We start from the raw sequence: 26,807 nt of genomic DNA on the forward strand, positions 1-26,807 counted from the left end.
CGCAGCCAGAATGGTTCTATTCCACCTGTTGGGTTACGCTCCGCTAACCCAACCTACAGGCAAACATGGCACCGCATCTCCACCCCGTAGGTTGGGTTAGGCCAAAGGCCGTAACCCAACAACAACCGCAACACGGCACCGCACTCTCGACCCCGTAGGTTGGGTTAGGCCAACGGCCGTAACCCAACAACCCACCTGCACATCAAAAATGTTGCTGGGGCTCCTGAACCAACTCCGCCAGCAAGTCGTACTCATCGGCTTTCGTGACTTTGACCGTCACCAGCTCACCGGGATTCAAAGGCTCATTGGTGTCAATAAAAACCCGCCCATCGATTTCAGGCGCATCCGCCATGGAGCGGGCAATCGGCCCTTCTTCATCCACCTCGTCCACGAGCACCTGAATGGTCTTACCGATCTTCTGCTGCAGGCGCGCGGCGGATATTTCCTGCTGGTGCGCCATAAAGCGCTCCCAACGCTCTTCCTTCACCTCTTCCGGTACCGCACCGTCCAGTTCATTGGCGGCAGCACCTTCCACGTCGGAATACTTGAAGCAGCCCACGCGGTCCAATTGTGCTTCGCTGAGCCAGTCCAGCAGGTATTGAAAGTCCTCCTCGGTTTCACCGGGGAAGCCCACAATGAACGTGGAACGAATAGTCAGGTCCGGACAGATCTCCCGCCACTTCTTGATGCGCGCCAGGGTGCGATCCTCGAAGGCGGGACGCTTCATGGCTTTCAGCACTTTTGGGCTCGCGTGTTGAAAAGGGATGTCCAGGTAGGGAAGGATCTTGCCCTCCGCCATCAGCGGAATCAGTTCATCCACGTGGGGATAGGGATAGACGTAATGCAGGCGCACCCAGATGCCCAGTTCACTCAGGGCCTCACACATTTCCGTCATACGCGACTTTACCGGGCGGCCATTCCAGAATCCCGTGCGGTATTTGATGTCAACCCCGTAGGCGCTGGTGTCCTGGGAGATAACAAGCAGTTCCTTGACGCCGGCCCGGGCAAGGCGTTCCGCCTCCCCCAGCACATCGCCAACCGGGCGACTGACCAGCTTGCCGCGCATGCCGGGAATGATGCAGAAACTGCAGCTGTGATTGCAGCCTTCTGAGATCTTCAGATACGCGTAGTGTCGCGGGGTCAGCTTGATCCCCTGAGGTGGCACCAGGTCAATCAGGGGATCATGTTCCACCGACGGAGGCACCACCTCGTGAACCGCGTTGACCACCTGCTCGTACTGTTGCGGCCCCGTCACCGCCAGAACGCTTGGATGCACCTGGCGGATGTTGTCCTCCTCCACGCCCATGCAACCGGTAACAATCACCCGACCGTTTTCCGTAATGGCCTCCCCGATCGCCTCCAGGGATTCCGCCTTCGCGCTGTCGATGAAGCCGCAGGTATTCACCACCACCACATCCGCGTCGTCGTAGGTGGGCACCACCTGGTAGCCCTCGGTGCGGAGCTGAGTGAGGATGCGTTCGGAATCGACCAGGGCTTTGGGACAGCCGAGGCTGACAAAGCCGACTTTCGGGTTGGACATGGGGAACCTCTAGCGCTGCTGCTGAGCAGTGGGGGGAGAAAACCGCGTATTCTAGCGGGTGGCTCCCGGCCTGACCACTCGCTGTCCATATGCGACGCGTGGCTCCCGGGACCCGGGCTCAGCGTTCATGTCCTTCCGACAGCTGCGTCAGGAGCTCAACTGCCGCCCCAGCTCATCATCGAGCATTTGCGCGCGGCGGGCGGCTGGGCGATCGGTCACCCGCGCCACATACTCGGCAAAAGCCGGACGGGACTCCAGTTGCTTCTGCATCATCGCCCAGCCGAGATAACTGCCAACAATCAGATCGGCGGCGGTGAAGTAATCGCCGCAAACATAGGTGCGATCCTCCAGGAGCTTCTCAAGGGTGTCCTCCACATCCCCTTCATGGCCGCAGCCCAGGCCCCGCGCCATGTCCTCCCGGATTTCCCAATTGTTGGTCCGGACGGTCAAGGCCAGCTCGAAGGGGCCGGAGATGAAGAACAGCCACCGATAGTAGGGGCCGCGCTCGGGGCTGTTGATCGGTGGCGCCAGCTTTTTCTCGGGGAATTGATCCGCCAGATAGGCGCAGATGGCCATGGTTTCCGTCACCACCACCCCGTCATGGACAATGGCAGGCACTTTTCCCATGGGGTTGATGGCCAGGTACTCCGGCGATTTCATGCTGCCACCGAAGTCCACCACCTTGGTGTCGTAGGGGACTTCCAGCTCTTCCAGCATCCAGCGTACGGTACGGGCGCGCGAGAACGGGTGTGTATAGAAGGTCAGCTTGCTCATGGTTAACTCCTTTCCTGAAGGACCGGGTTTGATCCGTCGAAGAAGGAGATTACAGGCAAATGAGGACGTAATCGGTCCTATTTGGATAGAGCATCGCAGTTTTTGTTGGGTTACGGCAGGAGTCTAACCCAACCTGCCAGACTAGTCGGAACATTTGTTGAGTTACGGCCTGCGGCCTAACCCAACCTACGGAGCACGCGCCGGGAGTTGTGTAGATTGGGTTAGCGGAGCGTAACCCAACATTTTTACCGCCCAAAAAAAAGCCGGGCCGACCGCATTGCGGTGGCCCGGCAGACTCGCTAGCTGGACTTTGCGAGAGAGGTTAGAAGTTGTAGGTCAGCGCGGCACCCCACAGACGCGGATCCAGGAGGGTCACACCGCGAGTCAGGCCTACACCGTCAGAGGCTGTTCCGTAGTTCACAACGGTGTCGTCGTCGAAGACGTTCTTGACGAAGAGCTGAACGTCGAGGCCCATGTCGAAGTTGGCCATGTTCAGAGACAGGTTTGCGTTGTCCCAGGACTCCAACTCATAGTTCTCGCCATTGAAAACGGAGACGTAAGAGTCATCCTTCCAGCTGTAGTCGACGCGCAGAGCCGAATCCCAACCGCCTACGTTGAAGTTGTACTGCAGACCCAACGCTGCGGAGAGCTCAGGCGAATTCGGCAACTCATTACCGGTCAGGTCCTGAGCGATGCCCGCGGAACGCCCAGCACACATACCACTCACCAGATCACTGACGCTGACTGCGTCCGCTGCCCCCGTCTGGAAATCATTGACGATTGCTTCGACTTCCGAGGTTGGCGCAATACAGCCATTGTCGTAAGTTCTCAACACGGTGAAGTCCGGGTCGCCCGCGGTCCGATCCAGCGTATCAACCGATGCGCCGTTCTGAACTTCGGTTTTCAGCCAGCCCAGGTTGGCATTCAGGGCCAGGTTGTCCATAACATTGAAGATGGTTTCGAACTCCAGACCCCAGACTTCCGCGTCGATGTTCTCGTTGCGAACCGAGAGCTGTTCCAACTTGGAGATCTGGTAGTCCTGATAGTCGTAGAAGAACAGCGCTGCGTTAACCTGGGTGCGACCACCGGCGAAGGTGTTCTTGGTACCCAGTTCAAAGGCATTAACGAATTCCGGATCATAGGGCGTAAAGGTATCCCGACCCGCTTCCGGCGAGTTGAAACCACCAGCTTTGTAGCCACGGGAGAAGGAGCCGTAAACCAGAGTGCTGTCGCTGAAGGCCACGTTCGGCATCCAGTCCAGCACGATACGGCCGGTGTACTCTTCGAAGCCCACTTCGTCGATGCGTTTCGCAGACTCGGGGTAGCCACCGGTGCCCGGACCGTTGGCACCGATCGGCGAAAGAAGCTGGGGCGTCAGGCTCAAGCGCTCTTTTTCGTCCTCGGTATAGCGAAGCCCGGTGGTCAGTTTCAGTGTGTCGCTCAGGTCGAAATACAGCTCGGTGAAGAGTGCCTGTGAATCGAGCTGATAAGGCGTCCAGGTATCAAAGTACTGGTGGCCACTGTAGTCGGGCGTGGGATTTTCGTCGAAATAGACGCACCCGGAAGGCAAACCGAATCTCGCACAATAGGTGGCGCTGCTCGCGTTGATGTACAAGGTAGTGGTGTTGGTGCTCACCCATGTGTGAGTTTCCCGCTCCACGTCGTAGGAGAGCGCACCGATGTTGAAGTTGATTGGCCCGGCAAAATCCGACTGCAGACGCACTTCAAGGGAGGTTTGCTCCGCGTAGCCATCGTTGATGGAAAGCGTGCGCATGCCGGTGGATGCGCCGTGCTGATAATCCGTCCAGACACCGTCTGGAGTCAACGGGGTATCCAGGAACCGGACGTCCCCTTCGTAGCTACCCGACTTCGCGTAGCTTTCGTCCTCAGAGTGGTGCCCGAGAAAACTCAGAGTCAGCTCATCGGTGAGGTGAAAGTTCACTTCCAACTCAACAATGTCCTGCTCGATAGTGGTTTCCGGATCCATGAACTCGGAGGTTTTACGCAGATCCTTGGGCTGAGTCATACCTTCGTACAAGTTGCCGGCAGGGACCAGGCCGGCCAGACTCAGCGCGCTCGCAAAACGTCCGCCGAAGGTGCCCACACTGTGCGGGCGACCGAGAGCCTCGTCGCTGTAAATCGAACCCGGCAAACAACCCTGGCTCAGGAAATCCTGCAGCAGCGGATTGGTTACCGCGGTATCACCCACCTGGGTGGGACCGGGGTCAGTGATACACATGCTTCGCGCACCGGAACGACGGCTATCGTCTTCCTTAAAGGTTTCGAACAACAGCCAGCCATCCACAGCATCACTTGGTTCAAACGCAAGCGTGGCGCGCATGGAGTACAGGTCACGGTCGTCGATGTCGTTGCCGGTGGCCAGGTTATCGGTGTAGCCATCCCGGCTCAGGGACATGCCCGCGAGGCGCAGCGCAAACATTTCGCCCATGGGAACGTTGGCCATTGCTTTGAACTTGCGACTGTTGTAGTTGCCGACTTCCGCGCTAACCGAAAAATCGTTCTCGTCGAACTGGGGCTTTGCGGTGATGAAGTTGATGACGCCGCCGGTGGAGTTGCGGCCATACAAAGTGCCCTGAGGTCCGCGCAGAACTTCGATGCGCTCAACGTCGTAGGTCTCAGCGCTGACCACCCGGCTCACAACCTGGGGCGCGTTGTTGTGGTGAATGCCCACTCCCACATCGCCGGTTGTACCGCCCACGGAATCACCCACACCGCGGATCTGGAAGTTGTTGCCACCGGTAAAGTTGAGGTTGGGCACGGCCAACTGAAGATCCCGGCCATCGTCCATGCGACGCATTTGCATATCCTCAGCGCCGAAGGCACTGATCGCAACGGGAACGTCCTGAATGCTTTCGGCTTTGCGCTGCGCCGTAACAACGATCTCCTCCAGTATGGAGTTTTGTTGCGCAAGTGCGCCCGTACTCAGCAGGGCGCCGAGACTGCTGTACATGGCCAGTTTACCGAAGGCCAACTTACTGAATGTGCGCTTGGAGACTGATTGCTTCCTGAAGGGTGTCATGTCTACTCCTAACTATTATTACTATTGTCAAGGCTGCCGGAACGAGAACACGATCCGGCAGCCGGAACCTGTGCCCGAACCTCCCGACCCGGCAATACGGGTTCGAAGGTTCGCATCGAGCTTTATCTTTCTTTTAAACCTGTTCTTATCCGCCTGCCCCCCTGGAGAGACGGAAGTGGAGACCGGGCGATTATTTTTTCTCGCCCTCAGCTTCCTCCCTGCGAGCGCCGGCAAGAATGCCTTGCAGGCCAATATTGCCTTCATGGCAGGCGTATTCGTAGAAACCGGGGGATGCCCAGAATTCGTATTCACCGCCCCAAGGCTGGTCCCAGACCTGCGGATCTTCGATGGTGAATTGATACAGCAGACGGTCCTCGGACACCCGCGTAAAGCGCTCGATGACCTTCAACTGGTCGGAAGCTCCGAAGAAAGTCTGGTCGGGATGGTAGTCAATGGTTTCCACCACCAGGGTGTCACCTTCGTAACGACCAATGGAATCACCCATCCACTTGCGTACACCGTTGTTGCGATGCTCATCGCCCAGGCGAATGATGCGTGTGTCGTGGATCATCTCCACAGTTATCGCCACGTGATCACGCCCCTGGGTCAACACGTAGTTGTTGTTGTACAGAACCGGACGCATGACCGGCCCGGCACTGGTAGGCATGAACAAACAGCGTTCGGAGATTCCACGGCTCTCCGGGTTGTCACTGGGATCAACCGGATTGCCATCCTTGTCCTTGCTCAACAGAAAAGGACGCGGCGTGTAGGGCGGCGCGTCGGCTTTTCGCGGAGGCACTTTGCCATCAGGTGTTGTGGTGATCATGGAGCTGCGGGGCTCGCCGCCGACCCGCATGACCTGGGTACCGGGATCGGTCCAGAAGCGGTTGTAACCGGCGCTGGTATTACCGTCATCGGGCACACCCGCGTCGGGATCTGTGGGCTTGTTGCCCGCTTCCCGGTAGGCTTCCGCCGCACCCTGCACCTGTGCGGCCTGCTCTTCGGTCAACACCAACTGGTTGCCAAAACGGTCCGGCCGCTCGAAACGCGTGGTGGTGGCATTGCTCCAGATTCCGCCGAGGTCCGGCTGACCGAAGGAATTGCGCGGAGCCTCGTAGTCCGCGTCCGCAGTGGCAAATGGAACGGCCGCTGCGGCAATAACGCTTGCGAAGACAATTGAGAGAGTTCGCTTTTCCATGATTTTTCCTCGCGCGTTGCGCTTCTCGAAAATGGGCCCCGGACTCGGCCCGCGGGGGAGTCCGGGAGCGATTCGAACAGGTCAGTCCTCGCGCCCGGACAACTCCACCGCTACGTAACGCGCCACCGCATCCAACTGGTCCGCCGTCATCACTGCGGCCATGGCCGGCATCTCCGCGGAGCCGTTGCCAATAATGGCCTTGATGTCGGCGAAGTGGCCCAGGCCACGCAGGGCCGGCGCTCCGGACTGGGGCAAGCCTTCACCGGCGGACCCGTGACATACCGCGCAGTGCTGCCCAAACATTTGCCGTCCGGTTTTCAGTTGCTGCGGGCTTGCATCCACGGTTTCCGCCAGGTCCACCGTGGCCGTTGACCGGGGTTGTGCAGCAGGAACCGGCGCAGCCGTCTCGTCGCCCGGCCGCGGCAGAGAAAGAGTGATCAGTTCCGCCGGGTGCTCGCGCGAGGACAGGGCCACTGCAATGTACTGTCGCCCCTCGTGCATGTAGGTCATGGGCGCACCGGAAGTGAGCGCGGGCAGTTCGATTTCCGCCACCACTTCGCCGGTCTGTTTGTCGTAGGCACGGAACATCCGGTCGCCGGGATCGCCGCCGATGTTGGCGGATTCAGCCAGGAACATGAGTGACCGGGTAACCAGTGGACTGGGGCGCACGGAGATCTGCCCCATGTTGTCAAAGTCCAGGTCCAGCCCTTGCAGATCCGGGTGATTGCGTATCCGGTCGGGCGCGCCGCCGATGGAGCGGGACCAGATGTGCTCGCCCCGATTCATATCCGTGGCCGTTACCAGCGCCCAGGGCGGGCGGTTCACGGGAAGGCCGTTGGGCAGGCTCAGGGGCCGGGCGCCGCTGCCCACCGGCAGGTACTTCCAGTCGGTGAGGTTCGGGTCCGCCTTTTTCAGGCCGATGGTCATGTAGGTGTTGCGGGTGGGGACAAACAGGGTGTTGCTGTCCACATCAAAGGCCCCGCCATTCCAGTTGGAACCGCCACCGTAATTGGGATAAACCAGGGTTCCCTTGGTGGGAATACCTTCGCCCACCAGGGTCGGGGGGGTGTACATGGGCCCGGTGACGTAATCCTTCATGATCTCCAGAGCCTGGGCGCGCAGCTCGGGCGTGAAGTCGATCAGATCCTCTTCGTGGTAGCCCAGGTTTGAGTACGGGGCGGGCTTGGTGGGAAAGGGCTGGGTGGGCGAAAGCTTCTCGCCGGGCACAGCCATCTCGGTGGGAACCGGCCGCTCTTCGATCGGCCATACGGGCTCGCCGGTTACCCGGTCAAACACGAAGTTCATGCCCTGCTTGGTGAGCACCGTCACTGCCTTGATGGTTTTGCCGTCCTTCTCGATGTCGTGAAGAATCGGCGCGGCAGGCAGATCGTAGTCCCACACACCGTGGTGCAGAATCTGGAAGTGCCAGACACGCTCGCCGGTCTTGGCATCCAGGCAGACGATACTTTCCCCGAACAGGCCATCGCCGGGCCGTTGTCCGCCCCAGAAGTTATTGGTTGGGCTCTCTACCGGCAGGTAGACGTAGCCCAGCTCCGGGTCCGCGGACATCATGGTCCACACGCTGGCGGCTCCGGTATAGCTCCAGGAACCGTCCTCCCAGGTCTCGTGGCCGAATTCACCCGGACGCGGAATGGTGTGGAAGGTCCACAACAGCTCGCCGGTGCGTACATCAAAGCCGCGAATGTAACCGGGCGTGCCCACGGTGTTTTTCGGTGTATCGTTGCCGATCACCTGCACCACGATCACGTCGCCAACCACAATGCCCGGCGCCGTGGAGCCCACATCATCCTGGGACCGGCCATCTCCCTCCGCCAGCAGGTTCTCGTTCAGATCCACAAAGCCGTCGGTTCCAAAATTCCGATCCGGCTCGCCGGTTTGCGCATCGATCGAGAACAGACGCCCGTCGATGGAGTTGTGCAGGATGCGCTTGCGTTCCCCGTCCGTCCAGAAGGACACGGCGCGGCTGGAACCGGTAAACGGCCGCGAGCCCACCCGCAGGGGGTCGGGGGTAAACAGCCAAAGGGTTTCGCCGGTTGCGGGGTCGAGCGCGGCCACCTTGCTGCCGCCGGTGGGCAGGTACAGCACCCCATCCACGTAAAGCGGTGTGGCCTTCCAGTTGGAGTCGTGCCGCCCCGGCAACGGCTCCGCCTGCCAGCGCCAGTTGACCTGCAGATCCTGCGCGTTCTCCTTGTTGATCTGGTCGAGCGGTGAATAGCGTTTATTGCCCAGATCGCCCCCCCAGGTAATCCACTCCCCGGCCTTGGGTTGCAGGGAGTTCCAGGAAGGCGCGGATGAGCCGGTGGAATTCAGTTGGGAACAGCTCACCGTGAGGCAAGCCGTGGCGACAAAGGCCGCGGTGGACAATGCGAGATGCCGCATGGGTACATCCTTCTAAGTGCCTGGGACCGGGTGGCCCGTGTCGGGCAAAACCCGTGGCCCGATCGTGTTGCACGCACTCTGCGACCCTCGCCCAATGGAAAAGAAAATCGGAATTTTCTTTTCCATTGGGCGAGGATTCCTTAAACTGTGCGCTGTTTTTGTCTGCCGACTCTCAGCGTGCTGAAGGGCGGCTTCGTTGCATTTACCGCGGTCATGCAGCAACATCAAAGAGACAACTTGGAAAACGAGGGGTATTTCTTGTTTTCCCCTCAGGCGATTCTATTATGGCAAGGCCGGAAGTCAACAGCTCCCAGACCCCCACCCTGCGCTCCAAACTGGCGCCCGAAGACGCGGCCGGAACGGCCGGCCAAATCGTGGAGGCCTTTGCCCGCCGGGCTCAGACGGTGGGTATCCGCTCCATTTCCATGAGCGAATTGGCGCGGGAGCTGCGCGTAAGCACCAAGACCCTTTACAAATATTTTCGCAACAAGGAAGACGTGGTCTACGAATTGGTGGCTCGTTGGGAGAACCGCATCCACCGCCCACTCTCATCCTACGAAGGCGGGCTCCTGGAGATCCTCCGTTACTGGGTGAAGGTCTGGGTGGAGAACGACGCGCAGTTTTCCACCGCTTTCTGGCTGGACCTACAGACGGACTATCCGCACCTCTACAAGGTGTATGTGGACTCGCTGTATAGCCGCATGGCGGTAATGAAGGCGCGGGTCACACCCTTTCTTCGGCAGGAGATCAATCCGGACTTTGCCTGGTCCGCCTACTTCATTCTGATGACCGCTTCCGCCAAACCGAAGACCTTCGAGAAGATCGGCATGACTCGCGATCAGTGCGTGTATGCAGCCTTCGATTTCTGGGTGGAGGCAGCTCTGGACAAGGAACTGATTGTCCGCGAGCCGGCGTTTGCGAGTTCCGACCCCGGGACTGTGTGAGGAGACCAACATGCTAAAGCCCGGTCGCTATCGGCACTACAAGGGCAAGGATTACGAAGTAATCGATGTGGCCACGCACAGCGAAACCGAAGAAAAGCTCGTGGTGTACCGCTGTCTTTACGGTGACTACGATCTTTGGGTGCGGCCCCTGTCAATGTTTACAGAAACAGTGAACGCAGGTGGCACCGAACAACCGCGCTTCCGATTTATCGGCGAGGATGAGTAGGGGCGGTGGTCGCCGCCGGATGATGTTGGGTTACGGCCCGAAGGGCCTAACCCAACCTACGCAGAACAACGCAAGCCACCCTACCCGTAGGTTGGGTTAGCGAAGCGTAACCCAACAAAAGTGCCGGCACACGAAAGGTCGGATTACGCCCAAGGGCCCAACACAACGACGCAGAAACAACGCAAACCACCGTACCCGTAGGTTGGGTTAGCGAAGCGTAACCCAACAAAAGTACCGCACACGGGAATATTGGGTTACGGGGTAGCCGGGTGAGCACTATGGAATTTCGGGAAATTGCCTTCGGTACCAGAGAATATCAAGACGCTCGCCAACTTCGCGAACAGATCCTCCGTGCGCCGCTCGGCAAAACTCTGAGCGCAGAGGACCTGCAGGGAGAAAGCGAGCAACTCCATTTCGGCCTTTTTGATGGTCAGGAGCTCTTGGCCTGCGTGTTAATCAAGCCGCTTCCGGACGGCTGCGGGAAACTGCGGCAAATGGCCGTAACGCCTGCCCGTCAAGGCCAGGGGCTCGGTGCGATACTGGTCCGCGCAACCGAGGAGCAGGTGCGCAAGCGCGGCTACCATCGCATCACCCTGGCCGCCCGCGCGACGGCGGCAGGCTTCTACCAGAAGCTGGGTTATCGCATTGTGAGTGATGCCTATCTCGAGCTCGGCGTCGAACACCTCACCATGGAGAAAACTCTCGAACCCTAAGCTCCTTTTCAGCGGGTGGGCGTTACCTCCTCTGCTGCCATCCGCAATGTCACGCTACCTGCCCCGAGGGCCGACCACGGCAAAGACAGCACCCTCCGGGTCCGCCCCGATCACAATGTAATCCCCACCGGGCACTTCGTGGGGTTCGAGCAAGACCTTGCCGCCATGGGCCTGGGTTTTCTCCATAACGGCATCCACGTCTGACACATGAAAATAATAAGTCCAGCCTTGCCCCTGGCTCGGGTCCGCGCAGGGGGAAACAGCGCCGATCATCTCGCCATTCTGGTGGATAAACTTGTACTCTCCCATGTCACCCATGGGCATGCTTTCCTTACTCTCCCAGCCAAAGAGCTCCCCGTAAAAAGACAGGGCACCAGCCTGGTCAACGGTGGCCAGCTCATTCCAACTGCAGTGGCCCAGGGCCATGGGCTTGAAGGCGTTACTCTGACCGTCCTCCACCGCACCGCGCATCACGTAGAACGGAATGCCCTGGGGGTCCGCCACCATGGCAAACCGCCCCACCCCCGTTAAGTCCCGCGGGGGCATAAGGACCTTGCCATCCAGTGTCTGCAGTCTGGCCACGGTGGCATCCACATCGTCCACTCCCACGTAGCCCATCCAGCCCGGCCGTGCACCGCCGTCGCACATCTGCTCGGTCAGCCGGAGCACTCCGCCCACGAAGTCGCCACCGAATCCAATCAATTGATAATCCGCGTCCCCAGGTGGCTCGGCGGAAATGGTCCATCCCACTACGTCCTCGTAGAAACTTTTGGCCCTGGTCGGGTCCCGGGTCATTAATTCGTACCAGATAAAATCGCCGTGCTTGTTTGACATGATCCTGCTCCTTGCGGCCGGTTTGTGGTTATTGAGTACTACGATCCTTGTCGTCCGGGCAGCCAGATTTTCGACAGGGGTGGACATCGTCGACGCCGCCCTCAAGCCAGCATATTAAGGGAAGTCAGGACTCGTTAGGCGCGCGTTAGGCGCGAATGGGCGCCATTGATTCGACCCGACACTTGCGGGCCTGGCGCCAACGCCGTGCGCTGCACTCAGTTATGTTTGTCTTTGATTGCCGCAGTCCACTGAGCGGTTTCCCGTTCGGTCATCTTTCCGTGTGGCTCCACCCGCGCGTCACGATAGCCGGCGTAATTGATGTCGTTGAGGTACTGCTCGCGCGACAACAGCGTTCCGCTGCAGAGTCGATGGTCGGTCGCCGGGTCACACATCTCCTGCTGCAGGCGCCCAAGCAGTTCGTCCATGACCCAGCGGGGAACCACTTCCCGGTGAGCGGGATAGATGAATCCAAACAGGACCAGATGGCTCAGCAACAACCGCCAGTGATCTTCGAACCGACCGATCAGCCGCTGCCAATCCAATCCGTGGGCGCGGGCCAGAATGAGGTGGGCCACATCCGCTCCATCGTAACGCTCGCGCTCCATGATATACGCCTTGGACCAGATGGTTTCCTCCACCGGGCAAATGCGCGTGGGCAGTTCAAACAATTCAGCGGCTTCGGAATGGTCGAACCACGTTTGATCCACCTCAGCCACACCGTTGCCGGAGCTGAACACCAGGTCTATCGCGTCGCCGTTCAGGTGAATCTTGCCGAGCCAGTGGGGATAGGTCAGTTCCGTGCGGTAGCCCGCCTCGGCCAGGGCCTGGCTGATTCGCTCGAAATCTCCACGCGCGATAAAGATGTCGAAGTCATGAGTATTACGGCAGATACCCGCGTAGTGGTTGAGCGCCCAGGCACCGCCCACCAGATAGGGCAGGCCCCGTTTGTTCAACAGTTCGAGAACATCGCGATAAAAGCTCAGCGTATTCGCCGGAATGTTTTCGCCACCCGGCACGCTCATGGTCACTTGTTGCATAGTCAGCCCAATCTGAAGAGGTTCGTTTTGATGAGGCAACACCTGTGCCACCCGATGCCGCAAATCGCCCCGTGGTACAGCTCTTGCGTGGCAGCCAGCTCGTGCGTAACGGGCGCGGCTTCCATTGCCATTCAGAAGTAAGGGCCAGGAGGATGGAGATTTCAGAAGAATCAGTACGGGTGGCTGCAATCGGCGACCTTCATTGCACCATCGGGTCGGAGGGCAGCCTTCGCGACATCTTTGCGGAAGCGGGCCAGCAGGCGGACTTATTGCTGCTGGCCGGCGATCTGACGGACTACGGAACCGAGGAAGAAGCTCACATCCTGGGAGACGAACTGGCCACCACCTCCGTTCCCAAGGTCGCGGTGCTCGGCAATCATGATTATGAATCCGGTAACGAAAAGGCGGTCAAGCACATCCTCAGCGATGCCGGTGTGCACGTGCTCGACGGCGAAGCCTGGGAGTTTGGAAACATCGGCATTGCCGGCATCAAAGGTTTCGCCGGCGGTTTCGGCCGCGGCGCGCTGGGCCCCTGGGGCGAACAGGCCATCAAGCACTTCGTGGACGAAGCCCTGCACGAGGCGCTCAAGTTGGAAACCGCGCTGGCCAAACTGCGCACGCGGCACCGCATCGCCCTCCTCCATTACTCGCCCGTGACCGCGACCATTCAGGGCGAGCCGCCGGAGATATTTGCCTTCCTGGGTACCAGCCGCCTCGAAGACCCGCTGATCCACTCCCCGGTCGATTGCGTGTTTCACGGGCATGCGCATCGGGGTTTCCCGGAAGGGAAAACCGTCAACAATATTCCCGTCTACAACGTGGCCAAACCCCTTCTCCAGCGAACTTACCCGGATCGTCCGCCGTTTCGTATCATTGAGTTCCCGCCCCTTGACTGAAATGCAAGTTGTGCCATTACCAACGCGGCTCAAAGTTTGCGAGTCTACCGGCAGTGGTTGTTTACAGGAGGTGGGACATGATTACCGGTAGTGAGTGCATCAAACAGTGGCCCGAGGCTTCACGCGAAGCTGCGCAATTGGTTATTGATCAGCGTGGCGAACCCGATGAGGTCGTGGAGTCGCACCTGACATGGCACGGGCGCGAGCCCTGGAAACGTATTGTGGCCACCAAGGTGTATCATGACCACAACTTCCCCACCCGGCACATCGACTCGGTGGAAACGTTTGTTGATTACCGGGTGCCGGTGGACAAAGTGAGCGACGTGGCAGCGTTTGACGGCAGCGTAACTGTCGAAAGGACCACAGGTGAGGTATCCGCCCGCTGCCACGACGAGCAGGCGAACATGCTGGCTCTCAATCTGATGCATGACATTGTAACCGGTGCCAAAACCGTGGAGCAGGCGCGTTCTTACTATGCAGAGGAGTTTCTCAGATTCCGGCGCAAGGAACCCACGCCCTACATGGAAAAGCTGCGATTTACCCCACGAGACGAAAGCGCTGCCGACCCGGACCAGCGTCTCCTCTCAGATGAAGACCTCGAAGCTGCCGTGAAGGAAGGAGAACAAAAACACTAGCTTGGGCCATTTTCCTGGCGATCGCCGCATTGCCAACCTAAAGGCTCAGCTTCGATCGCGCCCGGGGAAATCCTTGACTGCGCCCAGCAGTTGCCGGCAGGTGATCTGCCCCACCAGCCGGCCATGGTCCAGGACCGGGCGGCGACGGTGCTTGTTCTTCAACATATCGCCAGCCACTTTCAGGATGTCATCGTTAACATTGGCGGTAACAACATCCCGCGTCATGTACTCTCCGACGGTCCCCACGGCCGTTCGCTCATCATAGGCCGCGCTCAGAATGGCTTCCAGACAGTCGAGCTCGGAGAGCACTCCTACCAACTGCCCTTCGGCGTCCACCACGCAGAGTCCGGAAATCCTGTGTTCGCGTATCAGTGAAATGGCTTCAAAAACATCGGCTCCGGCATCGATTTTCACCGGATCCGGATTCATATAATCCCTGACTTCGATCGATCCCAGCATGGCGACCTCCTCTGTTCGGCGCCCCTACGGTAATATCGCTGGCGCCCCGGTAACATCTGTCAAGCGATAATACTGAAACGCTCGACCCCGGGGAAGCAGGAACTATCGCCGTGGCTGACATACTGATTGCCAATTGACGCGCCACCGCGGCTTGCCAAACACGAGCTGCTGTATCGTGATTGCCTGCCACACGGACACGTCCTACCTGCTCAGTGGTTCCAGCCAGATGAATGACAAGCGGACGGATGTGGTGCCCGAGCGCTCGCCTTTTTAAACGGTGATGTTTGTCCAATCGGCGTGACGGGCACACCGGTATCTGGTGATATACTGAGTGTCAAACCAAAAAAACCGGAGTTCACCATGTTTCGCACCGTTCTCGCGCTTGTAGCCAGTTCTCTTTTGTGCCTGCCTCTGCCGACCCTTGCGGAAGACTTTTCTTCCACCCAGAAGCGCGTCGCCGACGCGCTGAAAATGGATTATCGCAGCGACGCAGAACGCGCCCGGGACGCTAACCGCGATCCGGTCAACGCCCTTGAGTTCATGAGGCTGAAAGAAGGCATGACCGTGGTGGAATTCTTTCCCGCAGGCCAGGCCTGGTACACCAAGATCCTGGCTCCAGTGCTGGGTGAAAAAGGCCAGCTTTACCTGATCGATTCGGAACGAACTTTTTCGAGCTGGGGCGATATGCTGGCGAATCCGGTCTTCGGCAACACCCATAAAGTTGTGGTGGACGCTGGGTACAATCGCCAGGAAGGCCGGTATGAAATCGGCGAGTTTGACCTTCCGGTTAAGAATGCCGATCTCTTCCTGAAGATTCGCGAGTACCATAACTTCAACGCAGAGGACAAAGCCCGGCTCAACAGGATAGCCTTCAACGCCCTCAAGGCCGGTGGACGCTATGTTGTTATCGACCATACTCGTCGCCACAACCACCCGGAAAGCCGTACTCTCGGCCGGCGGGAAGATCCGGTTCAGGTTATTCTGGAAGTACAGGAAGCAGGCTTCAAGCTGGAAAAAGTTTCCGATATGTTCTTCCGCGAAAACGATGCATTGAACCTGGAAGTGGGAAACGAAGCGGTCACCGGCCAGACGGACCGCTTCTTCCTGGTGTTCAGGAAGCCATAGAGACAGCGCAGGACTCTGTTGGGTTACGCTGGCGCTAACCCTGAAGCCAACGACTCGTGGCGTAGGTTGGGTTAGGCCAACGGCCGTAACCCAACACGTGTTGGCGAACTTGTTGGGTTACGCTGGCGCTAACCCAACCTACGGACTGTCGGCATCGTGAAAATCTACGCCAACACGCCCGAGGGGAACTTAATGGCGTTCTAACGGTGTTTTCACTTCGCCCATCTTGCCGCCGATCACGGCCGCAATAAGACCGAGCAAGTTGGCAAAGAAGAGCCCCCATGCGATTTTACCCACCTGGTCACCAACCGCTTTGGCAGTTTCGGCCGCTTGCTGCTGGGCGCCTTCGACCGTTTGCTTGATATTCTCGCCCGCTTCCTGAATACCCTGCTGAACCTGGTCCGTAATCTGCTGGACTTCCTGCTCGGACAGATTAAGCCGCTGGGCAAGCGTGCTCCGCAACTGATTCATATCCTGCTCGTTCAGAATGCCGCCCGGGCCGAACATCTCATCGACCGCCTGCCCAATCTGCTCACCGGCTTGGCCCGGGCTGCGCATCACCTCTTGCACGGTTTGCCTGAGCTCCTGCATCAGCTGCTGTTGCTCCTGCCTGCTCACCGCTTGCCGGAAGGCGCCGGTGACCTCCTGCTGCAAGTCCTCCGGCGTGATGTCGTTTTCCTCAAGTGTCTGGCGCAGTGGTTGAGGCAGATCCTGGTAATCAATCGAGCCGAGATTCAGATCCTCCGGCACTACCGTCTGAACAGCCTGCCCCGCCGCCGAAGCGATGCCCGAGACTGCGCTGCTCATCCCGCTGATCGCAAGCCCCACCGTTGTCGTACCCAGCCAGAGCATGACGATTGTGGCCAGGGCCCAGATGGACATACCGTGGAAGATGGCGCTCTGCTTCGTTAATGCGGGCGCGAGTCGCGATGCAATGTAGGCCCCGATGAACAGCGCGATGATATTGACCAGAATGATGTATATCGCCGAGCCTATACTCCAGGCGCCCACACTGCCGGGCGTGGGCTGCTGCGGGTCAACCGCAGTAAAACCCAAACCGAGGCCGAGCAGCCCCAGCATGATCTGAAATGCCACGGCGATGACAAGCCCCAGGAATATGGAACTCCAGGACACGTGGCGTAATCGTGCCGGCCCCCATCCCCCAGCGGGCGCGGTGCCGGTTGGCGCGGTCTGGTTGTAATTGGTGTCTGTCATGATCACTACTCCCTGTGTTTGGTCCCATTTTCATAACGACTATGGAACAACAGAAAGGACAGCAACCCATGTACCAATCGCCCACCATAAGCGCCGATTGAGCCGCGACCCTGCACGCCGGAGCTCAAGGCCATCACAAGAGGTTGGGAGGGAGCAATATCGGGAATTGATTCTGAGGAAGGGGGGAAAGCGCTCGCACGGGGGGCGATTTGCGAACCCGCTCATGTCACATACATCCGACGTGTAGAATCAATACTCAACCACGCCAGCCCGACAACCACGAAGCCGAGCACCAGGTCGTTCCAGAACGCCACCTGGTCGAACACCGAACCATCACCGTAGCGGAGAACGAACGGTGAGAGAATAAGCCAGGCACCAAGCACAAGGTTGATCCAGCTCAGGCTGACCATGCGGGCCGGTCTGATCATTCGAACACCCGCCAGCACCACGACCGCGGCCCCCACCAGCACATCATTCCAGAAGGCCGGCGCTACCTCCACATAGCCCAGCAGCCAGGGCGCAACAACCAGCCACAGGCCAGCGACCACATTGAGACCACTGAACGTCTGGACAACGCCTTTGAAGTCCTGATTCTCAGCCACAACCCTGCTCCCTCATGCTCGGTACGCCCGGGAGGGAGCAGGATTCGCGCCAGTGTCCTGGAGGGACGAATCAGTATAGATACACGGCGCCGCTCGATCGGGCTGAGTTGTCGTCCTGGTCGCCGTTGATGCCCGTTGCGCTGCTGCTTTCGGAAGCGCTTACGGCCAGAGTTTCGCCGTCAGCGGAGATCGCTACATCGCCTCCGAAATAGTCCTCCGTTTCAGTATTGGAGGCTTTGATATAGGCCTGCTGACTCCACACGCCCGCGTCGCGGGTGAACAGGTACGCCGCGCCGGCGTAACGCGCCGAATCCGAAATGGCGCCATTGATCCCTCGTGCACTGCCGTCTTCTTCAAGGGCTCCGGCCGCCAGCTTGTTGCCGTCAGCCGACAGCGCGACGCTGAGGCCGAAGAAGTCGAGTTCGCCGGGGTTGGACGCTTTGATGTAAGCCTGTTGACTCCATGTGCGCTCTTCGCGTGCGAACACATAAACCGCGCCGCTGTTATTAAGGAGGTTGTCGGTTGAGTCCCCGTCGACACCGGCCGCGCTGCTGGCTTCGCCAAATGACCCGACCGCCAGCGTGTTGCCATCGCCAGACAGGGAGAGGGCAAAGCTGAACCCATCGTATGCATCGGGGTTGGATGCTTTGAGGTAGGCCTGTTGGCTCCAGGTACCGGCCTCGTGGGTGAAGACGTACACCGCTCCACTTTCGTCGGCCGAGTTGTCGGTTTGATCGCCGTTTACACCCGTGGCGCTACTGTCTTCACTGTCCGCTCCCACGGCCAGGGTGCTTCCGTCGCCTGACAGAGCAACGGTTCTTCCGAAGAGATCAAAGCGCTCCGGGTTGGAGCTTTTGAGATAGGCCGACTGGCTCCAGTTGCTCCCGGATCGGGTAAATACGTAGGCCGCCCCGCTGTTCTCCGCCGCGTTGTCCGTGTGATCACCATCGACCCCGGCGTCGCTACTGTCTTCGAGGCTGGCCCCCACTGCCAGGGTGTTTCCGTCGGACGAGAGGGCAACACTCTCTCCAAAGACATCATTGGATTGGGCGTTAAAGGCTTTGATGTAAGCCTGCTGGCTCCAATTGCCAGCCTCGCGAACGAATACATAGACAGCACCACTATCAGTGGCGGAGTTATCCGCTGGATTGTTCCCGATTCCGTTGCTGTCTTCCCTGGGGGCACCGACCGCCAGGGTGTTGCCGTCGCCGGAAAGCGCGACCTCAGTTCCGAAGTGGTCCCACGCGCCGGTATTCGACGGCTTGATATACGCCTGCTGACTCCAGGCGCCATCGTCACGAGTAAAAACGTAAACAGCACCGCTGTTAATGGTCGCGTCGTCCGCCTGGTCGCCGTTCACTCCGGTTGCGCTGCTGTCCTCGGTGCGAGCGCCTACCGCCATCGTCGTGCCGTCCGCCGAAAGGGCAATGCTTGCACCAAAGTCGTCGTCCGCGCCTGTATTGGAAGCCTTGAAGTAGCCTATGGCCGGCAACAGATCAGCCACGTGAACATTTTGCGAGTCCGAGCACGTGGTGCTGCACGCTTGCAAAATGTAGCGAGCGTTAACCCGCCCAGGCAGAAACACAATGTGGTCATAGCTCTCACTATCCGCAGCAACGGTTGTCACCTGAGAGTAACCAGAGGTTCCGTCCGGGTCCTCCAGGAGCCGATACTCGGTCTCCCCGTCAACATCTTCCCAGCTGAACCGCAATGTCTTGATGCTGGTCGGTGTAATCGTGAGGGTCGGTTCCTGAGGAGATTCTGATTCGTCCCCGGGACCCGGTGACGGATTCGCAGCGACCGGTATCCCCCCGCCTCCACCGCCACCGCCGCCTCCACAGGCAGTCAGATTTATCCAAAGTAATGCTAAAGCGAACAGCCGAAAGTTACCTCTCATGGTCGGTCTCCGGAAATAAATGATTGGCTGCGCAACGGCTGGATACGCAAGGTTGGTCACCGCGTCCAGCGGCTTTTTAGATATCGAGGTTAAGGAGTGTGTGGTGCGGTAATGGCTGGGACTCCCTTGGCCACTACTGCACCATTCGGTCTATGGCCTAGTAGAGGTAAACTGCCCCACTGGCACTCGAGGAGTTATTCGTTGAGTCGCCGCCCACCCCGGTCGCGTTACTGGATTCGAGCCGCGCCCCCACAGCCAGCGTGTTCCCGTCATCCGCGAGAGCCACACTGGCGCCAAAGTAGTCTTGTTCATCTGCGTTAGGGGCCTTCAGGTAGGCCTTCTGAACCCAGGCGCCTCCGTCTTTGGTGAAAACATGGGCGGCACCGCTCTTCAGGGCTGTGCCACCCGACTCGCCGTTGATGCCGGTAGCAGCGCTGTTGTCGAAGGGCATACCGACCACCACGGTACCGGCGTCTGCCGAGATTGCCACGGCCGATCCGAAATTCGTGTTCAAAGCGGGCGCTTCCGCCTTCAGGTAGGCCTCCTGCTTCCAGAGTGTTCCGTCGCGCGTGTAAACGTACACTGCGCCGCTGGACTCGAGCGAGTTATCCGCCTCGTCACCATCGACCCCGCTTGCGCTACTGTCTTCCCCAACCGCGCCCACCACCAGCGTATCGCCATTGCCCGCGAGCGCGATGCTGACTCCGAAACGGTCATCCGCCGCAGAGTTGCTGGCCTTTGCATAGAGCTGCTCGCTCCAGGCGCCTTCTTCCCGGGCGAATACATACACCGCACCGCTGGCCGCTCCTTCCCTGGGAGCGCCCACTGCGAAAGTGTCACCATCCGCAGAAAGCGCGACGCTGTACCCGAATACGTCCCCGGCATAGGGGCTGGCAGCTTTTACATAGGCGTGCTGAATCCAACTGCCCTCCTCACGATTGAATACATACACCGCACCGCTCAAAGCCGCAGAATTGTCCGTTTGGTCGTTATTGATACCCGAGGCATTGCTCTCCTCAAATGGCGCGCCCACCACCAGGGTGTCACCCTCGCCGGAGAGGGCAACGCTGTGACCGAACAAGTCATCGGGGCCGCTGTTGGAGGCTTTCACATAGGCTTGCTGGGTCCAGGTGCCTGCATCGCGGGTAAACACGTACACCGCGCCGCTGCCAGCCGCCGAGGTATCCGACTGGTCGCCGTCGATGCCGCTCGCGGCACTGTATTCGTAAGGCCCGCCTACAGCCAGGGTGTTACCGTCGTCCGAAAGGTGAACGCTGTAGCCGAATCCAATGTCCCGACCTGCATCGGCGTTGGAAGCTTTCAGATAAGCTTGCTGCGTCCACTCGCCCGCGCTGCGGGTAAACACATACACGGCACCGCTATCGATCTGCGAGTTGTCCGCCTGATCGCCATCAATTCCCGCGGCTGCGCTGGCTTCCACGTATGCCCCCACGGCCATGGTGTTACCGTCAGCTGCCAGGGCAATGCTGTACCCAAACCGGTCATCGCTGTCGGTATTCGACGCTTTGAAGTAGCCGATCGACGCAGACAGATTTTCATCCACGTAGACAGGCTCGGAGTCCGTGCAGGTGGTGTTGCAGGCCTGAAGGATGTAGCTTGCATTTGGGCGTTCGGGCAAGAAGACTGTATGGCTGTAGCTGGTGGCGTCCGCAGCGACGGTGGCCACATGGTCGTAGCCTGATTGCCCGTCCGGATTTTCGAGCAGGCGATACTCGGTTTCCCCCTCGACGTCATCCCATTTGAACTGGAAGTTTTTGACCGGTTCAGGGCTCATTGTCAGGGTCGGAGCCCCCGGAGCTTTTTCGCTGGTTCCGTCGCCGCTGGGGACGGCGGGCAGGCCACCACCTCCGCCACCTCCGCCGCCACAGGCAACGAGTGTTGTCAGAAGAGTGGCCAGCGCAAACAGCCTGAAAAGTCGTTTCATTGTTGTTCTCCGTTCGTTTCAGTACCTGCGCAACGAAACCCGCTACGCAAAGAATTGCAGCGCATCCAAGCAGCTTGAAGAATCTCAATGGTTGCCAGCTCGCCGAGCTCTTTTGTGGAACAGTGCTGTGAGCGAGGAATGCTCTACTTGCAGCGCAACCACAACAGGCACTTCTGCCGAAAATGAGCAATGAACAGCATCACTCAGGATGTAAACCAACAGATTTGCGGACAGATGTCCGCACTGGGCTCGGCCTTGGGCTTTTACATGGAAATGCGTTTAACCGATGTAAACCGGAGAGCAGTAAACTGGAAGGAAAAGAAGATGTTCTTAATGCATCCTTACCATCTCTGTGAACAGTAATCCCTTACGCTCTGGCTGGCAGCCGATGACGCGAATGATTATAGCGGCGCGTGCCGAATAATAAAGCGTTTGTACGTCCACTCGGACGAGCGGCACCATTCCTCAGACCCTGGCTTCCAGCAAGTCAACGAGACCGTTGTGGGTGTAGGTTCGAGTACCGTTGTTATCGCCATCGAAACTGGTGCTGCAATCGTACTTCAACGCGTGGAAGATCCAGTCACGGGTGATCGGGTTGATGCGCCCAAATACAGTCGCGTTACCCACCAGCCGGCCGTTGTTCTGGCGGTCCCGGTAATTGTCCGGCTCGATGACCTGCTTACCGAAATCCCCTTGAGCACGAATCATGATCCGCTGGGTTTGTGCGTTCGCGCCCATGTTGGCGTGGGTGATGAGCCGCGCTCCGTTATTCGCCTTGTGTCCTACACCAAGGCTGCAACCATTCAAAGTAATCGTGAACATCATGTCCGCCTTGTTGCGAATAACCACACCGCCGGCGTTCCTCTCCCGGTAAGGGCACCAATAGGCCTTGAACGAATCCTTATCTCCCGGCTGCTTGCGCACCAGCTCGTACACCGGGCAGGGTGCCCCGTTACGCATCCCGCGCACCAATCGCCCGGAGCCGCGAACGCGTTCCAGTTTCTCCAGCCCCAAGTGGAACACACCGTCAACGCCATCCTTGTAGCTGAAGCTCCGGGTGGTATCTCCGAAAAGCGGCTGACTCTGCAACTCATCCGGGTTGGACACTTCACTGGGTGTTATGATGATGTTGCGCTCCAGAAAAACCAGTGGAGCATGCACGAACTTCTCTGTTGGCGTCATTGTTATTCTCCATAAAAAGGTAACCTCCATCTAAATCGGCGCGAGCACCGACAGACAACCAGAGATTGTGATGAGTGGGTCCTGTTCGCCGGAGAACCCGGCTACTGCTGGGGCGAAGAATATAACGCCGCGCGCCACATTTGAAGCGCGCGAGCAGGGGAGGAGAAGAACAGCTTTTATTTGTTTAATGATTTAGTATTAGGGCGCAACGCCCTTTTGCCTGTCGGAACCGATGTTGGGTTACGCTATCGCTAACCCAACCTACACAAACCACCACGCGCGGCGGAGCCCGTAGGTTGGGTTAGGCCAACGGCCGTAACCCAACACATCATTGGCCCGGAGCATCCAATGTTGGGTTACGCTATCGCTAACCCAACCTACACAAACACCACATCGGCAGCGGAGCCCGTAGGTTGGGTTAGGCCAACGGCCGTAACCCAACACACCTGAGCCTCGATGGAACTACGTCCCGCAAACACCGGCACGCGTCCGCCGATGTTGTTCGGCCTCCCATTCCGCCAGGTTCAACTTGTAGCTGGCCACAATCCGCAAGAAGCGCAGCAGATACTGGCACTGCCCCGATGGTGGCAGCCACTCCAGAATGCCCTTTGCACCCTTGCTGCGGTTCAGCGACGCCTCGACACTCAGCAGGTTCACCGGATCGTTGGCAAAGCGCTCGCGCTCTTCCCGGGACCAGGCGCTGGCCCCGTGATCCCAGGCCCACTTGAGCGGAACCACATGATCGATATCGATGGCGGAGGGATCGTGGATGGCCTTGCCGGTGAAGGGGGAAATCCACCGCCCGGCGATCACCCGGCAGCCTCGGCTGTCGAAGCGAACCGGCCCGGTGGATTGAGCGGCCAGCGCCTCCTGACGGGAGTCCCGGCAATCGCCATCTTCATCCGCCCAGCCGGAACCGAAGTACTCCCGTTTGTACTCGGTGCCCGGCCCCGGAGGCTGCTCGATAGCTGCGTCGAACCCTTTCGGTAATCGGCCTCCCGCCGCCAGGCAGGCCTCCAGGGATGGATAAGGCGTGAACGACTGCGTCCGCGAATACCACGAACTTCGGCTATCGTGACAAATGCCGGATTTGGACAACTTGACTGCGGGGCTTTGCGACCAGGAAAAACTGGAAACGGCCAGCAACACCACCAGCCCGATGTGGGTGTACTTCATACAACAACTTCACGACCCGTAACTTCGTAACCGGTCGTTTCACAACCGGCAGAACTGCAAGGCTAGCTTAATGTAAGGGTCAAACGCTACCGTTCAGAGGCACACCTGTGACTGGTGCGAACAATGCGAAAGCAAATCATTGAAATGGGTCAAGGAAGATGGCCGTATCCGGTGGGAAACGGTTCGTGAGAAGGGATGTCAAACTTGGAGCGTGGCCTGGCGAGGGCAGTGGCACTGCTCGTTTCTTCGTACGCCCCTACGGCCAGGCTCCTGCCATCGCCTGCAAGCGCAACGCTCGACCCGAAACCGTCGAAACCGTCGGTGTTGGTAGCCTTCACGTAAGCCACCAGGCTCCAGCTTTCTCCGTCACGAGCGTATACGTATACGGCCCCGCTCTCCTCGGCTAAGTTGTTCGCGTGGTCGCCATTGATGCCGACGGCGTTGCTGCTCTCTCCTCGCGCCCCCACGGCCAGGACGCTCCCACCGTTGCTCAGGGCAATACTGGTCCCGAACATGTCTCGCTCCTCTGTATTGAGGGTTTTCACATAGGCTTGCTGGGCCCATTCGCCTCCAGTGCGAGTAAATACGTAAACCGCTCCGCTTGATGGGGCCGAGTTGTCCGTTGGATCCCCATTGATACCGATCGCGTTGCTACTCTCCCCCCGTGCACCTACCGCCAGAGTGTTGCCGGCCGCCGACAGAGCGACGCTGTAACCGAAGCCGGTCGCTGTGGTGGACGCCTTGAAATATCCCGCTAGCGCGGCAATGTCATCACCTACATGCACCGGCTCGGAATCCGTGCAGGTACTATTGCAAGCCTGCAGGATGTAGCTTGCATTGGTGCGACCCGGCAGGAAGGCATTAAGGTTGTAGCTGGTGGCGTCCGCGGTGATGGTTGCGACCTGGTCGTAGCCCGAGTTCCCGTCCGCATTCTCAAGCAGGCGATATTCGGTTTCACCATCCACGTCATCCCAACTAAACTGAAAGTTTTTGATGGACTGAGGGCTCAGCGCCAGCGTCGGCGCGCCGGGGGGCTTTTCGCTTGTCCCGTCGCCGCTGGGGACGATGGGCCGACCACTACCTCCGCCTCCACCGCCACAGGCAAATAGCGTTATCAGAAGAGAGACCAGCGCAAACAGCCTGAAAAGTCGTTTCATTGGAGGTCTCCGATCGTTTCCGTACCTGCGCAACGACAACTCGCTACGCAAAGATTTGCACCGCATCCAAGCAGCTTGAAGATTCTCAATGGTTGCCAGTTCGCCCTGAAATTGTGCGACAACCCTGTTAACGAGGAATCCCTGACCTGCTGCTCACAGTGAAACCACAAAAGGTAAAATTGCCGAGAACGAGCAACAAACAGCATCAAACCGGGATATAAATCAATGTATTTGCGGATAGATATCCGCACTGAGCTCAGCGTCAAACGTTTACATGGAAATACGTGGAGCCGATGTAAAACCGAGGGGCGGTTTTCCAGGAAGGACAAGAAGGTATTCTTAATGCATCCTTACCATATCTGGGTGAACAGTAATCCCTTACACTCTGGCTGGCAGCCGATGATGCGATGGTTATAACCACGCGTACTGAATAATAAAGCACTAATAGGCCCACTCGGACAAGCGGCGCTCACCACTCGCTGCAAACTGCCGAATGGGTGTGAAAAACAAGGAGCGACCCCATCGAACTGCTACTGACTCTTTTCGGCCTTGCATTGGTGGACAGCACCAGCATCGGGACGCTGTTGATTCCCATCTGGTTGTTGCTGGGTGTGGGGAGCCTGCACACCGGGCGCTTTCTCGGCTATCTGCTGACCATTGCAGCCTTTTATTTCGGCGTCGGTCTGCTGATTGTTCTGGGGGCGGATACTGCGTTGGCCTCGCTGGGGGGTTCGCTTGATTCACGCCCCGTGCTCTGGCTGCAATTGGTGATTGGAGTGATGCTCTTTATTGTAAGCTTCCGCTTCGATTCCAAGCGCGCGGGCAGCCACGCTCGTGTGGAGCGCTGGAAGCTCCGCACCCAGGCGGCAAACGCCGCGACTGGAGTGCTGGTGCCGCTGGCACTGTTCGCCGGACTGGCAGAAGTCGCCACCATGCTGCCCTACCTGGGCGCCATCGCGATACTGGCCAGCTCCGACCTGAACAGCCCGGCGAATTTCGGATTGCTGGCCGCCTATTGCCTGATCATGATTGCCCCGGCACTGGTGCTGCTCGCCTGCCGGAAACTGGCGGAAATGCGCATCCAACCCATTCTGCTGCGAATCGACGGATGGATCACCCGCAATGCCGAAAGCGCGCTGGGCTGGGTCATCGGCATTGCCGGATTCCTGGTGGCGAGGGACGCAATCGGGCGCCTGTCGCTGCTGGAGATGCTCGGCTGAGTTTACGCAAACCCGGCCGCGCAATGAGCGCGGTTGCCAGCCCACGCGGGATCCCCTACCCTTTCCGGAAGCTCTGACTACGATAACGAAAACAATGACCACCAACTGGCTCGAACACCGAATTCCTCCACCGCTGATTGCCCTCGCCGTCGCGGCGCTGATGTGGCTTGTCGCCGACATCACGCCACCACTGCGCGAGGTTGGCAACCTGTCCGGCACACTGGCCGTGCTATTCCTGCTGCTCGGCCTGGCCGTCTGCGGCGCCGGTGTGCTCTGCTTTCGCCGTGCCCACACAACGGTCGACCCGCTGCATCCAGACAAAGCCTCCACCCTCGTGACCGAAGGCGTGTACCGCCTGACCCGCAACCCCATGTACCTGGGGTTTGTGCTGTTCCTGCTGGCCTGGGGCGCCTACCTCTGGTCGGGCTGGGCGATTCTTGTTTCTGGTGTGTTCATCCTCTACATGAACCGTTTTCAGATTGGTCCTGAAGAGCGCGCACTCATCAAAGTCTTCGGCGAGGAATATACAGCTTACCGGCAGCGGGTGGGGCGGTGGCTGTAGCCGCAAGTTACGCCCTCCACCCAACCCGCG

At 59.0% G+C, this 26,807-nt stretch carries 23 protein-coding genes; 8 read left to right on the forward strand and 15 right to left on the reverse strand.

All coding sequences use genetic code 11. The annotated features are described in order from the left end of the window. Positions 1 to 202: 202 nt before the first annotated feature. From rimO to ACURWW_RS07900, 5 genes are all read right to left on the reverse strand, one after another. On the reverse strand, positions 203 to 1,540 hold the full coding sequence (gene rimO, locus ACURWW_RS07880) for a 30S ribosomal protein S12 methylthiotransferase RimO (RefSeq protein ID WP_445616256.1): 1,338 nt from the start codon (positions 1,538 to 1,540) through the stop codon (positions 203 to 205). A gap of 147 nt (positions 1,541 to 1,687) precedes the next feature. After that, complete coding sequence (locus tag ACURWW_RS07885) at positions 1,688 to 2,314, reverse strand: glutathione S-transferase family protein (RefSeq protein WP_445616257.1); 627 nt, start codon at positions 2,312 to 2,314, stop codon at positions 1,688 to 1,690. A gap of 322 nt (positions 2,315 to 2,636) precedes the next feature. Then, complete coding sequence (locus ACURWW_RS07890; RefSeq protein WP_445616258.1) at positions 2,637 to 5,354, reverse strand: TonB-dependent receptor; 2,718 nt, start codon at positions 5,352 to 5,354, stop codon at positions 2,637 to 2,639. 190 nt (positions 5,355 to 5,544) lie between these two features. Then, a complete protein-coding gene (locus ACURWW_RS07895; RefSeq protein WP_445616259.1) occupies positions 5,545 to 6,552 on the reverse strand; it encodes a hypothetical protein in 1,008 nt (335 codons plus the stop codon). An 81-nt stretch (positions 6,553 to 6,633) separates the two neighbouring features. After that, positions 6,634 to 8,952: an outer membrane protein assembly factor BamB family protein gene (locus ACURWW_RS07900; protein ID WP_445616260.1), complete on the reverse strand. Its 2,319-nt coding sequence runs from the start codon at positions 8,950 to 8,952 to the stop codon at positions 6,634 to 6,636. Positions 8,953 to 9,236: 284 nt separating this feature from the next. Here ACURWW_RS07900 and ACURWW_RS07905 point away from each other — a divergent pair, with 284 nt between their 5' ends. The 3 genes from ACURWW_RS07905 to ACURWW_RS07915 all read left to right on the forward strand — a co-directional run bounded on the left by ACURWW_RS07905 (position 9,237) and on the right by ACURWW_RS07915 (position 10,835). Further along, a complete protein-coding gene (locus ACURWW_RS07905) occupies positions 9,237 to 9,896 on the forward strand; it encodes a TetR/AcrR family transcriptional regulator (RefSeq protein WP_445616261.1) in 660 nt (219 codons plus the stop codon). A 10-nt stretch (positions 9,897 to 9,906) separates the two neighbouring features. Further along, a complete protein-coding gene (locus tag ACURWW_RS07910) occupies positions 9,907 to 10,122 on the forward strand; it encodes a DUF1653 domain-containing protein (protein WP_445616262.1) in 216 nt (71 codons plus the stop codon). 278 nt (positions 10,123 to 10,400) lie between these two features. Beyond that, the gene (locus ACURWW_RS07915) at positions 10,401 to 10,835 is read left to right on the forward strand and encodes a GNAT family N-acetyltransferase (protein ID WP_445616263.1); all 435 of its coding nucleotides are present in this window, start codon (positions 10,401 to 10,403) and stop codon (positions 10,833 to 10,835) included. A 54-nt stretch (positions 10,836 to 10,889) separates the two neighbouring features. Here ACURWW_RS07915 and ACURWW_RS07920 read toward each other — a convergent pair whose 3' ends face one another. Beyond that, positions 10,890 to 11,669 (reverse strand): VOC family protein, encoded by a 780-nt coding sequence (locus tag ACURWW_RS07920; RefSeq protein WP_445616264.1) that lies wholly within the window; start codon positions 11,667 to 11,669, stop codon positions 10,890 to 10,892. 215 nt (positions 11,670 to 11,884) lie between these two features. Further along, entirely contained in the window at positions 11,885 to 12,706 is an 822-nt protein-coding gene (locus ACURWW_RS07925; RefSeq protein ID WP_445616265.1) for a nucleotidyltransferase domain-containing protein, read from the reverse strand. Positions 12,707 to 12,858: 152 nt separating this feature from the next. On the opposite strand from ACURWW_RS07925, the gene ACURWW_RS07930 reads away from it, so the two are divergent. Beyond that, positions 12,859 to 13,602, forward strand: a complete 744-nt coding sequence (locus ACURWW_RS07930; RefSeq protein WP_445616266.1) for a metallophosphoesterase family protein — start codon at positions 12,859 to 12,861, stop codon at positions 13,600 to 13,602. A gap of 77 nt (positions 13,603 to 13,679) precedes the next feature. Then, positions 13,680 to 14,237, forward strand: coding sequence for a hypothetical protein (locus ACURWW_RS07935; RefSeq protein WP_445616267.1), 558 nt, complete (start codon positions 13,680 to 13,682; stop codon positions 14,235 to 14,237). Between the two features lie 45 nt (positions 14,238 to 14,282). Here ACURWW_RS07935 and ACURWW_RS07940 read toward each other — a convergent pair whose 3' ends face one another. Beyond that, positions 14,283 to 14,696: a CBS domain-containing protein gene (locus tag ACURWW_RS07940; protein WP_445616268.1), complete on the reverse strand. Its 414-nt coding sequence runs from the start codon at positions 14,694 to 14,696 to the stop codon at positions 14,283 to 14,285. Between the two features lie 360 nt (positions 14,697 to 15,056). Between ACURWW_RS07940 and ACURWW_RS07945 the strand changes: the two genes are divergently transcribed. Beyond that, complete coding sequence (locus ACURWW_RS07945) at positions 15,057 to 15,821, forward strand: class I SAM-dependent methyltransferase (RefSeq protein ID WP_445616269.1); 765 nt, start codon at positions 15,057 to 15,059, stop codon at positions 15,819 to 15,821. 189 nt (positions 15,822 to 16,010) lie between these two features. On the opposite strand, the gene ACURWW_RS07950 is transcribed toward ACURWW_RS07945, so the two are convergent. The 7 genes from ACURWW_RS07950 to ACURWW_RS07980 all read right to left on the reverse strand — a co-directional run bounded on the left by ACURWW_RS07950 (position 16,011) and on the right by ACURWW_RS07980 (position 24,995). Continuing rightward, on the reverse strand, positions 16,011 to 17,036 hold the full coding sequence (locus ACURWW_RS07950; RefSeq protein ID WP_445616270.1) for a hypothetical protein: 1,026 nt from the start codon (positions 17,034 to 17,036) through the stop codon (positions 16,011 to 16,013). 221 nt (positions 17,037 to 17,257) lie between these two features. Further along, positions 17,258 to 17,638, reverse strand: coding sequence for an SPW repeat protein (locus tag ACURWW_RS07955; protein WP_445616271.1), 381 nt, complete (start codon positions 17,636 to 17,638; stop codon positions 17,258 to 17,260). Between the two features lie 70 nt (positions 17,639 to 17,708). Then, positions 17,709 to 19,349: a histidine kinase gene (locus ACURWW_RS07960; RefSeq protein WP_458618462.1), complete on the reverse strand. Its 1,641-nt coding sequence runs from the start codon at positions 19,347 to 19,349 to the stop codon at positions 17,709 to 17,711. Positions 19,350 to 19,692: 343 nt separating this feature from the next. Next, on the reverse strand, positions 19,693 to 21,480 hold the full coding sequence (locus tag ACURWW_RS07965; RefSeq protein WP_445616273.1) for a histidine kinase: 1,788 nt from the start codon (positions 21,478 to 21,480) through the stop codon (positions 19,693 to 19,695). A 465-nt stretch (positions 21,481 to 21,945) separates the two neighbouring features. Further along, complete coding sequence (locus ACURWW_RS07970) at positions 21,946 to 22,662, reverse strand: hypothetical protein (protein WP_445616274.1); 717 nt, start codon at positions 22,660 to 22,662, stop codon at positions 21,946 to 21,948. A gap of 462 nt (positions 22,663 to 23,124) precedes the next feature. After that, positions 23,125 to 23,838, reverse strand: coding sequence for an HNH endonuclease family protein (locus tag ACURWW_RS07975; protein WP_445616275.1), 714 nt, complete (start codon positions 23,836 to 23,838; stop codon positions 23,125 to 23,127). Positions 23,839 to 23,987: 149 nt separating this feature from the next. After that, the gene (locus ACURWW_RS07980; RefSeq protein ID WP_445616276.1) at positions 23,988 to 24,995 is read right to left on the reverse strand and encodes a hypothetical protein; all 1,008 of its coding nucleotides are present in this window, start codon (positions 24,993 to 24,995) and stop codon (positions 23,988 to 23,990) included. 554 nt (positions 24,996 to 25,549) lie between these two features. Between ACURWW_RS07980 and ACURWW_RS07985 the strand changes: the two genes are divergently transcribed. Further along, positions 25,550 to 26,215: a GAP family protein gene (locus tag ACURWW_RS07985; protein WP_445616277.1), complete on the forward strand. Its 666-nt coding sequence runs from the start codon at positions 25,550 to 25,552 to the stop codon at positions 26,213 to 26,215. A gap of 94 nt (positions 26,216 to 26,309) precedes the next feature. Continuing rightward, positions 26,310 to 26,777 carry a methyltransferase family protein gene (locus ACURWW_RS07990; protein WP_445616278.1) on the forward strand — a complete coding sequence of 156 codons (468 nt, stop codon included), beginning with the start codon at positions 26,310 to 26,312 and terminating at the stop codon, positions 26,775 to 26,777. The last annotated feature ends 30 nt before the right edge of the window (positions 26,778 to 26,807 follow it).

It is taken from the genome of Gilvimarinus sp. F26214L (genome assembly GCF_054401055.1).